At 68.8% G+C, this 12,025-nt stretch carries 10 protein-coding genes; 2 read left to right on the top strand and 8 right to left on the bottom strand.

Annotation, left to right across the window (positions count from 1 at the left end):
• Nucleotides 1–3: 3 nt before the first annotated feature.
• The 3 genes from AB8M85_RS11815 to nadE all read right to left on the bottom strand — a co-directional run bounded on the left by AB8M85_RS11815 (nucleotide 4) and on the right by nadE (nucleotide 3,194).
• Nucleotides 4–522: a MarR family winged helix-turn-helix transcriptional regulator gene (locus AB8M85_RS11815; protein WP_372699014.1), complete on the bottom strand. Its 519-nt coding sequence runs from the start codon at nucleotides 520–522 to the stop codon at nucleotides 4–6.
• Nucleotides 519–2,258, bottom strand: coding sequence for an AMP-binding protein (locus AB8M85_RS11810; protein WP_372699013.1), 1,740 nt, complete (start codon nucleotides 2,256–2,258; stop codon nucleotides 519–521). The genes AB8M85_RS11815 and AB8M85_RS11810 overlap by 4 nt, the downstream gene beginning before the upstream one ends.
• A 102-nt stretch (nucleotides 2,259–2,360) precedes the next feature.
• The gene (gene nadE / locus AB8M85_RS11805; protein WP_372699012.1) at nucleotides 2,361–3,194 is read right to left on the bottom strand and encodes an ammonia-dependent NAD(+) synthetase; all 834 of its coding nucleotides are present in this window, start codon (nucleotides 3,192–3,194) and stop codon (nucleotides 2,361–2,363) included.
• 120 nt (nucleotides 3,195–3,314) lie between these two features.
• On the opposite strand from nadE, the gene AB8M85_RS11800 reads away from it, so the two are divergent.
• Nucleotides 3,315–4,289: a phosphodiesterase gene (locus AB8M85_RS11800; RefSeq protein ID WP_372699011.1), complete on the top strand. Its 975-nt coding sequence runs from the start codon at nucleotides 3,315–3,317 to the stop codon at nucleotides 4,287–4,289.
• Here the strand turns inward: AB8M85_RS11800 and AB8M85_RS11795 are convergent.
• Nucleotides 4,222–5,880 carry a stealth family protein gene (locus AB8M85_RS11795; protein WP_372699010.1) on the bottom strand — a complete coding sequence of 553 codons (1,659 nt, stop codon included), beginning with the start codon at nucleotides 5,878–5,880 and terminating at the stop codon, nucleotides 4,222–4,224. The two genes, AB8M85_RS11800 and AB8M85_RS11795, sit on opposite strands and share 68 nt — an antisense overlap.
• Nucleotides 5,877–6,320 (bottom strand): MarR family winged helix-turn-helix transcriptional regulator, encoded by a 444-nt coding sequence (locus tag AB8M85_RS11790; protein ID WP_372699009.1) that lies wholly within the window; start codon nucleotides 6,318–6,320, stop codon nucleotides 5,877–5,879. The genes AB8M85_RS11795 and AB8M85_RS11790 overlap by 4 nt, the downstream gene beginning before the upstream one ends.
• Before the next feature lie 88 nt (nucleotides 6,321–6,408).
• On the opposite strand from AB8M85_RS11790, the gene pyrE reads away from it, so the two are divergent.
• Nucleotides 6,409–6,969, top strand: a complete 561-nt coding sequence (gene pyrE, locus AB8M85_RS11785) for an orotate phosphoribosyltransferase (RefSeq protein ID WP_372699008.1) — start codon at nucleotides 6,409–6,411, stop codon at nucleotides 6,967–6,969.
• Here pyrE and AB8M85_RS11780 read toward each other — a convergent pair.
• From AB8M85_RS11780 to AB8M85_RS11770, 3 genes are all read right to left on the bottom strand, one after another.
• Nucleotides 6,966–8,009, bottom strand: a complete 1,044-nt coding sequence (locus AB8M85_RS11780) for a mechanosensitive ion channel family protein (RefSeq protein WP_372699007.1) — start codon at nucleotides 8,007–8,009, stop codon at nucleotides 6,966–6,968. The genes pyrE and AB8M85_RS11780 overlap by 4 nt on opposite strands.
• Before the next feature lie 122 nt (nucleotides 8,010–8,131).
• Nucleotides 8,132–10,507 (bottom strand): glycoside hydrolase family 3 N-terminal domain-containing protein, encoded by a 2,376-nt coding sequence (locus tag AB8M85_RS11775; RefSeq protein ID WP_372699006.1) that lies wholly within the window; start codon nucleotides 10,505–10,507, stop codon nucleotides 8,132–8,134.
• Between the two features lie 205 nt (nucleotides 10,508–10,712).
• A complete protein-coding gene (locus AB8M85_RS11770; protein ID WP_372699005.1) occupies nucleotides 10,713–12,023 on the bottom strand; it encodes a TRAP transporter large permease in 1,311 nt (436 codons plus the stop codon).
• Nucleotides 12,024–12,025 lie beyond the last annotated feature (2 nt).

Below are 12,025 nucleotides of genomic sequence, written 5' to 3'. Positions count from 1 at the left end.
CCCTCAGCCCGCCGTGCCGCCGGCGAAGTCCCCTGCCTGTTCGCGGAACCTGCCCAGGATCCGGATCAGGGCCGTGATGTCCTCCGGGGGGAACCCGGGAGCCGAGAAGACCGCGGAGTTCAGTTCCGCCGTCGTGCGCTCGGCGACGTCGCGGCCACGCCCGGTGAGCGAGACCAGGGTGGTCCGGCCGTCGGTCGGATGCGGGCTGCGCTGGACATAGCCGGCCCGCTGCAGGCGGTCCACGGCGTTGGTGACCGAGGTCGGGTGGACCTGCAGCAGGGCGCTGACCTTGACCATGGGCAGCGAGCCGGTGCGCGAGAAGCCCAGCAGGGCGAGCAGTTCGTACCGGGCGAAGGTCAGTCCGAAGGGCTTGACGACCGCCTCGCAGCGCTGGAGCAGGATCTGCTGGGCACGCATGACCGCGGTGATGGCGGCCATCGGTGCGGCCTCCGCGGTCCAGCCCTGGTCCTCCCAGTTGCGCTGCGCCGCGGCGATCGGGTCGAAGGGCAGCGGTGCGCTCATCCCCGGCCTTTGAGGTTCGGGAAGTCGGTGTCGGCGTACTCCGTGCCCAGCGCCCCGGCCGGGGCGGTGCCGCCATGCCGGGCCTCCTCGTTGCGGCGCAACTCGACCCGCCGGATCTTGCCGGAGATCGTCTTGGGCAGCTCGGCGAACTCGAGCCGGCGGATGCGCTTGAACGCGGGCAGGTGCTCGCGGCAGTACCCCAGGATCTCCTCCGCCGTCGAGGCGTCGGGGGCATGTCCGGCGGCCAGCACGACGTACGCCTTGGGCACGTTCAGCTTCAGGTCGTCGGGGGAGGGCACGACGGCGGCCTCGGCCACCGCGGGATGCTCGATGAGCACCGATTCGAGCTCGAACGGGCTCAGCCGGTAGTCGCTGGACTTGAACACGTCGTCGTCGCGGCCCACGTAGGTGATGATGCCGCGGTCGTCGCGTTCGGCGACGTCGCCGGTGTGGTAGTAGCCGCCGCGGAAAGCCGTCGCCGTCTTCTCCGGGTCGCCGTAATAGGACTTCATCAGGCCCAACGGGCGCGGATCCAGCCGCAGGCAGATCTCCCCGAGGTCGGCCTCCTCGCCGGTCGCCGGGTCCAGCAGGACGACGTCGTAGCCCGGCAGCGGGGTGCCCATGGCGCCGATCTTCACCGGCTGGCCCGGGGTGTTGGCGATCTGCACGGTGGTCTCGGTCTGCCCGAAGCCATCGCGGATCTGCTGGCCCCAGGCCCGGTACACCTGGTCGATGACCTCGGCGTTGAGCGGCTCGCCGGCGGAGACGACCTTGGTCGGCGGGGTCTTCAGCCGGGTCAGGTCCGCCTGGATGAGCAGCCGCCACACGGTCGGGGGCGCGCAGAAGCTGGTGACCTTCTCCGCCTCCATCGCATCCATCAGCGCGGCCGGGTCGAACCGGTCGTAGTTGTAGATGAAGACCGTGGCCTCGGCGATCCACGGGGTGAACACGTTGGACCAGGCATGCTTCGCCCAGCCGGGGGAGGCCACATTCAGGTGCACGTCGCCTGGGCCGAGGCCGATCCAGTACATGGTCGAGAGGTGCCCGACCGGGTAGGACGTGTGGGTGTGCTCGACGAGCTTGGCCTTCGAGGTGGTCCCGGAGGTGAAGTACAGCAGCAGGGTCTCGTCCCCGCGGGTCGGCCCGTCCGGGGTGAACTCGGTGGGAGAGGTGGCGGAATCGGCGTAGGAGAGCACCGGCGTCGTGCCCTGGGAGAGCGCGGGCGGGGCCTCGCCGACGGCGACCAGGCGGTAGTCGCCGGGGACGTCGGCGAACTTGGCCAGGTCTGCAGTGCCGGCGATTGCCCAGGAGGCGCCGCCGCGCTCGACGCGGTCGGCCAGGTCCGCCGGGCCCATCTGCGTGGTGGTGGGGATCATGACGATGCCCAGTTTCATGGCGGCGAGCATGATCTCCCACAACTCGACCTGGTTGCCGAGCATGAGGATTGCCTTGTCGCCGCGGGCAAAGCCGGCCCCGCGCATCCAGTTGGCGACCTGGTTGGAGCGCGCGGACAGCTCGGCCCAGGTGCGGCGCGTGGAGGAGCCGTCCTTTTCGACGATGACCAGTGCCGGGGTGTTGCCGCGCTCGGCGGTGGCGGCGACCGCGTCGAACCAGTCCAGCCCGAAGTTGAACTCCGCGAAGTCGGGCCAGCGGAACTCCTTGCGCGCGCGGGGGTAGTCCCCGCTCAGGGACACGAGGTGGTCACGGGCTGCGCGGAAGTCGTCGGTGACTGACATGTCGCACCTTTCAATCGGGGTACCAGGCCGAACCGGCGGGGCGTTTCCCCAAAATATACGTGGACATCCTAGCGTTTGGAAGAGGGCCACGTGGCGTCATGTTCAGGTGGACGGCGTGCGCCACCAGTCCTCGAGGATCGACACCGGGGTGGTGCGCTTGTGGCGGGTGCGCAGGTAGCGGGACTCGATGGCCTCCGCCACGGCGTCGGGGACGACACGGCCCTCGAGGTAGTCGTCGATGTCGTCGTAGCCCAGGCCGAGTTCGTCCTCGTCGGTGCGCAGCGGCGTCTCGTCGAGCAGGTCGGCGGTCGGCGCCTTGGCCCACAACCGCTCCGGGGCGCCCAGCTGGCGCAGCAGGTCGCGGTTCTGCCGCTTGTCGAGCCCGTACAAGGGCAGCACGTCGGCACCGCCGTCGCCGAACTTGGTGAAGAACCCGGTGACCGACTCGGCGGCATGGTCGGTGCCGATGACCAGGTGGTTCCGCTCGCCGGCCAGGGCATATTGGGCCGTCATGCGCAGGCGCGCCTTGACGTTGCCCTTGTTGAAGTCGCTGATCTGCCGGCCGGTGGACCGGGCGAATTCGGTCGCGAGGGCATCGACCGCCGGCTTGATGTCGTAGGTCCAGACCGTCCGCGGGGCGACGAACTCCATGGCGGCTGCGGCATCATCCTCGTCCGACTGCGTGCCATAGGGCAGGCGCACCCCGACGAAATCGACCTCGAGGCCCTCGGCGGCGGCCTCCTCGACGGCCAGCTGCGCCAGGCGGCCGGCCAGCGTCGAATCCAGCCCGCCGGAGATGCCCAGGACGAACCCGCCGGTGCCCGTGGCGGCCAGGTAATCGCGCAGGAACGCCACACGGCGTTCCACCTCCCGGGCGGGGTCGATGGTCGGCTTGACGCCCAAGTCGTTGATGATTCGTGCCTGCATTTCACGCATGGCTTCAGCCTATCTGCCCCTCGCGGGGCACGCGAGGAAATGGCCGCCAGGCCGCGCCGCGGCCGGAAATGGGGAATAGTAGGGACGGTAACCGGAACCACCCTGCGTGAGGAAGCGGTCATGGAACCCATCCGCCCGGAGCATCCCGCTCCGGACCGAGTGCTCATCCACCTCAGCGACACCCATCTGCGCGGCGGCGACGAACTGCTGGCCGGGACGCTGGACAGCAGTTCGAGACTGCGGTCGACCATCGCGCGCCTCGAGGACTCCGGGGAACGCCCGGACGCCCTGGTCGTCACCGGTGACCTGGCCGACAAGGGCGAGCCCGAGGCGTATGCGGTCCTGCGCTCGATCCTCGAGCCGGCGGCGGCCCGGTTGGGGGCCAGGATCATCTGGGCGGCCGGCAACCACGATGACCGCTCGGCCTTGCGGACCGGCCTGCTGGATGAGGAGGCGGGCACCGCGCCGTTGGACCGCACGACGTGGATCGGCGGGTTGCGGATCATCGCCCTGGACACCACGGTCCCGGGCCACCACCATGGCAACATCGGCGCGGACCAGCTGGACTGGCTGCGCGCGGAGCTGGCGACGCCGGCCCCGGACGGGACGATCCTGGCGATGCACCACCCGCCGGTGGCGAGCGTGCAGCCCCTGGCGATCCTGGTCGAGCTCCGTGGACAGGCGCCCCTGGCGGACGTCCTGCGCGGTACCGATGTGCGCACCATCCTGGCCGGGCACTTGCACTACTCGACGTTCAGCACGTTTGCCGGGATCCCGGTCTCCGTTGTCTCGGCCACCTGCTATACGCAGGACCTGGCCGCCGGGGCCGACGCCCAGCTGGGCATCCGCGCCACGCGGGGGCGCGATGACGCCCAGGCGTACAACCTGGTGCACGTGCTGCCCGGAACCGTCGTGCACTCGGTGGTGCCGGTGGCCGGTGGCGAAAGCGTCGGCGAGGTCGTGGGCCCGGCCCGGGTGGCTGCCATCCTGCGTGAACACGGCATCGACCCGGGCCTGGTGGGCCGGCCTAGCAGCCGGGCTTCGCAAGCTCCCACGGGGCGGCAATCGGGAAGTAGCCCTGCAGGAAGCCGGTGACGACCTCCTGGCGCTCGCGCGCCGGGACCTCAGGGAAGCTGCCGTCGTTGAGGCAGAAGAAATCCTGGTTGCGCTTCTTGAGCAGCTTGCGCAGCGCGTCGAGCCCCGAGTACATGGTGGTGTCCACGTACGTGACCTTGGCATTTTCCTTGGTCACCGCGCGGCCGGTCAACAACGCGTAGTAGTGGTAGAGCGAGTTCGTCACCGAGATGTTGTCCTTGGCACGGAACCGGCTGGCCGCCGTGGCCGCGAACTCCTCGGGGAAGACCTCCTCCAGTTCGCGCAGCACGCTGCGGCGCAGCGGGGCGGCTGTGTGCTCGAGGTGGCGTGTGGTGATCCGGCCGAAGCGGTCGTTGAGCAGCCGGCGGTTCACGCGCGCCGAATTCTCGAAGCCCGACCGGTCCAGGTGGTTGTCGCCCAGCCCGATGCGGGTGCCGGCCTCGATGAACTTGGTGACCCCGCCGGGGGAGAAGAACATGTCGGGGCCCAGGGGCCGCCCGAAGAACATGTCGTCGTTCGAATACAGGAAGTGTTCGGAGAGCCCGTCGATGTGCTGCAGCTGCGACTCGACGGCCTGCGAGTTGAACGTGGGCAGCACGGAGCGATCGCGGAAGTGGTCTTCTGCGCGCACGATGCTGATGCGCGGGTGGTCCGGGTCGAGCCAAGCGGGCACGGGTGAGTCCGTGGCGATGAAGATGTGGCGCACCCAGGGCGCGAACATGTAGACGCTGCGCAGGGCGTACTTCAGTTCGTCGATCTGCCGGTACCGGGCCTCGGCGTCGTCGCCCTCCCCGACGACGACCCCCTCCATGAACGACGCGCGGAAGCGCTGGTGCTCGGGATCGTTGCCGTCGACCCAGGAGAAGACCAGGTCGATGGGGAAGGAGATGTCCATCGCATGGTCGGCGAACATGTTCTCGATGGTCGGCCAGTCCCGTCCGAACCGGTGCACGGTCCCGCGCACGGCCTCGTCCGCGGGCACGGTGGCCCGCGTCAGGGAGTTCTCCATGGGCAGGTGCAGCAGTCCGGTGCCCTTCCACTGCCACAGTTCGATCTGCACGCCCGTGGACGCACCGAAGGCCAGGCCGCCGGACGGTTCGACGCGTGGCCGGTAGAGGCGGAACATGCGGGCCTTGGCGTTGGCCGCCAGGGCGCCGTCGGCCACCAGGAGCGCCTTGTCCTTGCGGGTGTCGACGGTCAGCGAATAGAAGGGTTCATCCTGGCAGGCGGCCACGAGGGCCTTGCGCAGGGCCTTGCGGTCCGCCCAGGACACGGCGATGACCGGACGGGCATCGTTTCCGCGCACCAGCAGGTACCCGACGCCGGCCGCGTCGAGGGCGTCGCGGATGAACAGCAGGTCGGTCACCATGGCTTCATGCGGGGTGATCGTCGTGTTCAGCAGCGCGTAGCGGCCCTCGGAACGTACGACGTCCGGGCGTTCCTGGAACCGGGCGATCGCGGCCGGGGAGGTGACTTCCCGGACCGGGGAGGCAGCGCCGTCGTCCTCGGGGGTGCCGTGGAAGACCTCGTCCGGATGCGGGGCGGTGCGCGTCGCCTCCAGCGGGTCGATGGGGTCGTCGGCGCCGTTCACGCGCGTTCCGCGTCGGACCAGCCGAGGTTGGTGGCCATGCGCTGCAGGGTCGTGATGGTCGTCGAGTACTGCTCCGGCGTGACGCCGGCGCTGGAGCGCTCGCGCATCCCCTCGACCAGTTCCGTGAGCCGTTCCAGGCTGGTTTGTCCGCGCTCGGTCAGCACGTAGGACTCGCCCTCCTGGGCGACCCAGCCCGACTCCAGGAGCTCGGCGAGGTGTTCGGCGGGGGAGGCGGGTTCGCCCTCGGGGGAGACCTCGTCGAAAAACGGGGACAGGGCGGACATGAGTTCGTCCGAGGTATGCGGTTGGGTCCCGAGGAGGTTCAGGAGCTGCCATTGCCGGCGCGTGACGCCATGCTCCTCCAACGAGGCGGCGAACTGCTCGGAAATGAGCGAGTCCACCAGCTTGAGCCAGTATCCGATCGGTCGCTGAGCGTTCATGCCTTTCACCCTAGCCCGGGAGCGTCCGGCTGTCTCGCCTCCGACGCGGACACCGGCCGGGGGTGGCCGCCGCACTAGAATGGGGGCCATGTCCTCGAACAACGACGCCCGCGCCCGCCTGCTCGAACTCATCCAGGAACTTGCCGTGGTGCGCGGCAAGGTCACGCTCTCCTCCGGCAAGGAAGCCGACTACTACGTCGACCTGCGCCGCATCACCCTGCACCATGAAGCCGCGCCGCTGGTCGGTTCGGTCATGCTCGAACTGCTCGACGCGGCGGGCATCGACTTCACCAACGCCGGTGGGCTGACCATGGGCGCCGATCCCGTCGGCACCGCGCTGATGCATGCCGCCGGGCAGGCCGGTCGCGCGGTCGACGCCTTCGTGGTCCGCAAGGCGCAGAAGTCCTACGGCATGGGCCGCCAGGTCGAGGGACCGGACGTGGCCGGACGCAACGTCGTCGTCCTCGAGGACACCTCCACCACCGGCGGATCGGCACTGGCCGCCGTCGAGGGCGTGCGCAACGCCGGCGGCAACGTGGTCGCCGTGGCCGTCATCGTGGACCGTGACACCGGGTCGAAGGAACGCATCGAAGCCGAGGCCGGAGTCCCCTATCTGTTCGCCTTCGGCAAGGACGAACTCGGGCTCTAATCGCGCGAGGGCCCGTTGCCGGAATCGGGCCCGGACGGGTTTGTTTCCGCAGTGTCCTCGTCCGTCTTCGCATCCGTGTGCAGGGTGGTGAACCCGGCTGGATTCGCTGCCCGGATGACCGTCTGCTGCACCAGCGGGATCCGCACCCCGGCGGCGTCGAGGTCGGCCTTCAGCTGGGCACGCATGGCCCGGGCCACGGCCCACTGCTGGAGCGGCTGGGTGCGGAACACGAGCCGGATCTTCATCGACTCGCCGCTCAGGTCCTGCACGCCCCAGATCTCCGGGTCGTCCAGGATCTGGTGGGACCACTGCGGGTCCTTCTGCAGCTTGCGGGCGGAGTCGAGGATCATGTCGCTGACCTGCGAGACGTCGGAATCGTAGGGGACCGGGACGTCCAGCACGGCGCGCGCCCAGCCCTGGGAGAAGTTGCCCACGCGGAGGATCTCGCCGTTGCGCACATGCCACAGCGTCCCGTCCACGTCGCGGACCTGGGTAATGCGCAGTCCCACCGCTTCCACAGTGCCCGCAGCCTCCCCGAGGTCTACATAGTCGCCGATCCCGAACTGGTCCTCGGCCACCAGGAAGATCCCCGACAGGTAGTCCTTCACCAGGGCCTGGGCGCCGAAGCCCAGGGCCACGCCGACGATGCCTGCGCTGGCCAAGATGGGCCCCATGTTGATGCCCACCTGCGAGAGCACGGTGAGCAGCACCACCGTGGTGATCACGATCGTGGTGACCGAGCGCAGCACCGAACCGACGGTCTGCGCGCGCTGGGTCCTGCGGGCGACGGCGATGGGCGACTCCTGTACCAGCCAGCGGCGCCCGCCCTTTTCGGCCTTGCGCCGCTCCTTGGTCAACGCGGCGGCCTCGCCGGCGGCAATGTGGTCGGTCGTGCGGCGGATCAGGCGTCGGACCAGGTAGTTCAGCACGATGGCGACGACGACGATGACGACGATCTTCAGCGGCCGGTCCAACCAGAAGGACCAGTCGAACAGGGGCGAAGCGTCTTGGAGCAGGGGGAGGGAAGCTACCGGGGACATGAGACGAGGTTATGGGCCGCTTCGGGAGAGGGGCAAACTGACGGGACACCTGTGGCCCGTAACGACGCCCCGGGGCCGACCGCGCTGGCGATCGGTCCCCGGGGCACCGCTGGCGGGGCGGCTCAGTAGGTCAGGCCGTACCCGAAGGGGTAGAGCGCGCCATCGGTGGTTTCGCGGTAGCCGGGCAGGTCGCTGAACTGCTCGTCGATGGCCTCCGCCGTGCCGGCCAGGGCAAACGGCATCCGGCCCTGCGGGGCGACCTTGCCGGAGAGGATGTCGAACAGCGCGGTGTCGCCCATGCCGAAGCCGGCGACGATCGCACCGGCATCACGCAGCCCGCTGGCCTCGTCCATGACGAACGGCTGGCGGAAGTAGACGTGGAGGACGACCTTGTCGGGGTCGTCCACCTCGTCCATGACCTGCTGGATGGTGTCCAGCGACGGGCTGACCTCCCACGATTCCGAGGCGGCCATGCCCGTGAAGTCCAGGGTGCCGGCCTCCCAGGGCAGGGCACCGCCATAGGGCAGCCCGTCATCGGTGCACTCCTCGGCTCCCTGGGTGACGCAGGCGTCGGCGGCGCCGTACGGGCTGTTGCCGTCGAGGCCCTCCACGCCCTCGAGCGTGACCGGGTTGGTGTGCTCCGGGCTCATCCCGGAGTCCGAGCCGTTGCTGGTGTAGGTGCTGGTGTTCGTGTTGTTGACCGTGACGTTGATGACGGCGTAGTCGCTGCCCTTCGCACTCGGGCGGTCCGCCGGGTCCTCGGTGTTGCCGTTCACCACGTCGTAGTCGTAGCCGGCGACGGTCTCCTCGTCGGCGTCGCCCAGCAGGTAGATGGTGGAGTCCGGCTTCAGCGGAAGGACTTTCGATCCGTCGTCGGTTTCCTTGTTCTGCAGCAGGACGGCCGACTTGCGCTGCAGGTCCAACCCGACCTCGCGGTGCTCCTGGCTGCCCACCGTCGCGGTGGCGGCTTCCGGGTCGACGTAGGGATTCTCGAACAGGCCCAGTCGGAACATCGGCTTCGTCAGCCTCAGGGCTGCCGTGGTCACGCGCTCCTCGGTGACCAGTCCGTCGGCGACCAGGTCCGTGATCGTCTTGACGTCGTGGAACCCCGAGAGGGTGTCGGTGCCGCCGTTGACCGCTGCTGCGACGCGTTCGGGAACGCTCTTGCCCTCCAGCCCCCAGGCGCGGTCGGTGACGATGCCGGTGTCCGAGTTGACGTAGCCGGCGAAACCGAGCTTGCCGCGCAGCAGGTCGTTGACGATCTGCTGGGAGAAGGCCATGCCCGTCTGGTCGTAGGTGACGCCGTCGTAGGTGAGGTTCACCGGTGCCCCGTAATACGGCATGATCGCCGAGACGCCGGCGTCGATGGCCGCCTCGAACGGCTTGAGGTGCTCGCCAAAGGCGCAGCCGGGGTAGACCTGCGTCTTGCCGAACGAGTAGTGGGCGTCCAGGCCAAGTTCCTGGGGGCCGCCTCCGGGGAAGTGCTTCATGGTCAGGGCCACCGGCGAATCGGGGGTCAGGGAGACGCCGTCGTCGTCCACCGGTCCCTGCAGGGTGCCCACGAGAGCGGACATGATGTTGGCGTCCAGGTCCGCGTCCTCGGTGAAGGTCTCGTGCACGCGGTACCAGCGCGGCTCGGTGGACAGGTCGGCCATGTAGCCGTACATGCCGCGCAGGCCGATGGACTTCCACTCCTCGCCCATCACCCCGGCGAAGTCCTCGACCACGGACATGTCCCCGGTCGTGGGGACCTCGCCGGTGTTCTGCGACTCCTGCCCCAGGGCTGCTGCCGCGATGCCGGCTTCCTTCGGGAAGGCGGTGAAGGCGCCGGCGGATTCGTTGATCCCGGCGCGGGCATTGGGATCGATGTGGTTGCGCGCGTTGGACTTGTAGAGGACCGGGATGCCCAGCCGGGTGGCCTCGGCGAGCTCCTGGATCGAGTTCATGTACCGGGCCGCCTCGCCGGGGGTGAGGGACGTGCTGGCCCGAAATCCGCCGTCGGGTCCACCGCAGACCGCCTGGTCCGGGCTGGTCACGGTGTTGCGGAAGATGAAGCGGTGCATCTTCTGGTCGTTCACGTAGCCGGCGGCCGCCGGATCGAGGGTCCCCCGGGTCCCGGTGTCCTGGTCGCAAACGGCGTTGAGCGTGTCGATCAGCATCAGGCCGGCCTTTTCCTCGAGCGTCATCTGGGAGACCAGGTTCTCCGCCCGCTGCTCGGCCGGAAGCCGCCAGTCCTCGTAGGGGTCCAGGCGCCCATTGCCGTTGAGGTCCTTGAAGGTGCGTCCCTTGACCTTGAGCGTGTTCTTGGAGCGGGCGTCAACGCGGGGAGGCTTGCCGTGGTTGCCCTCGTCGTGGCGGGCAGCTGGGGCCCCTTGGCCCGGGTGGGCTGCCGGGGGCATCGCCGCCGCGGCGGGCAGTCCCAGCACCAGGGCCAGCGGTACGGCGAGGGCGGCCGCTGCGCGGTGTCGTCTCGCGGTGGGCGGGAATTTTCGTGTCAAGGTGTCCTCCATCGGGTAGCGGTGCGGAATCGGTCCGGGCCGGCGGGGATTCCGTCAGCCCGGCCCCACTGTGACCCGGGACACCGGCGGAGGGCCCGTGGTTGCCGTCAATTGCACCGAAGTTGTGAAGCTCCGTCGTGACGCGAAAACCCCCTGCAGGCCGGGCCTGCAGGGGGTTTTCGGGATCGGGGTGCCGGTCCTGCCGCTATGAACCGGCCAGACCCAGCAGTTCCGGAAGCCACATGGACAACTGGGGGATGAAGGTCACCACGAAGAGCATGATGACCAGGGCGATGAAGAACGGGATCAGCGACTTGATCACCGGTTCCACCCGGAGCTTGGCGATCTTCGCCCCGACGAAGAGCACGTTGCCGACGGGCGGGGTGATCGTCCCCAGGCAGAGGTTGAACGTGACCATGATGCCGAAATGGATGGGATCCACGCCGAATTCGGTCACGATCGGCAGGAAGATCGGCACGAAAATCAGGATGGCCGGGGTCGGGTCCATGAAGGTGCCCACGATCAGCAGGATGACCATGATCAGGATGAGGATCACCTCGGGGTTGTCGGTCAGGCCCAACAGTGCGTTCGAGATCGCCCCGGGGATGCCGGAGAAGGCCATGACCCACGACATGATTGTCGAGACGCCCACCAGGAGCATGACGATCGAGGTGGTCCGTGTCGCATCCAGGATGATTCCGGGCAGGTCCCGGACCTTCACGGCGCGGTAGATGAAGCCGAGGACCAGGCAGTACACGACGGCGATGGCGGCCGATTCGGTGGGGGTGAAGATGCCGGCCAGAATGCCGCCGATGACCACGACGATCATCAGGATCGAGGGGACGGCACGCCACAGCGTCAGCAGGGCCAGCTGCAGCGGCACCCGTTCGGTGATGCCGACGCCGGGACGACGGCGCACATAGAGCCAGACGATGAACATGCAGGCCACGGCCCACAGGATGCCGGGGATGTAACCGGCCACGAACAGGGTGGCGATCGAGGTGCTGGAGACCAGCGAGTAGACGATCAGGGTGTTGCTCGGCGGGATCAGCATGCCCGAGGGGGCCGAGGCGACGTTGACCGCCGCGGAGAAGCTCCGGTCGTAGCCTTCCTTGGCCTGGCGGGGGCCGATGACGCCGCCGACCGCTGCGGCCGATGCTACGGCGGCGCCGGAGACGGAGCCGAAGAGCGCATTGGCCACCACGTTGGTCTGGGCCAGCGATCCGGGCATGCGCCCGACGAGGACCTTGGCCGCATCGATGAGGCGCCCGGCGATGCCTCCGTTGTTCATCAGCACGCCGGCCAGGATGAAGAACGGGATGGCCAGCAGGGTGAAGGAGTTCACGCCGGTGAACAGGCGTTGGGCCGCGACGAAGGAGGCCTTTTCCATGCCGATGACGGCCGCGACGGCCGCGAAGGCCGAGAAGCCGACGGCGACGGCGATCGGGATCCGCGCCAGCAGGAGGACGGCGATGCCGACCACCAGGATGATTCCTGCAACGAGTGCTGCATCCATGG

Source organism: Arthrobacter sp. JSM 101049 (genome assembly GCF_041679245.1).
GTDB lineage: Bacteria > Actinomycetota > Actinomycetes > Actinomycetales > Micrococcaceae > Arthrobacter_H.
This window is presented reverse-complemented; position numbering and strand designations above follow the sequence as displayed.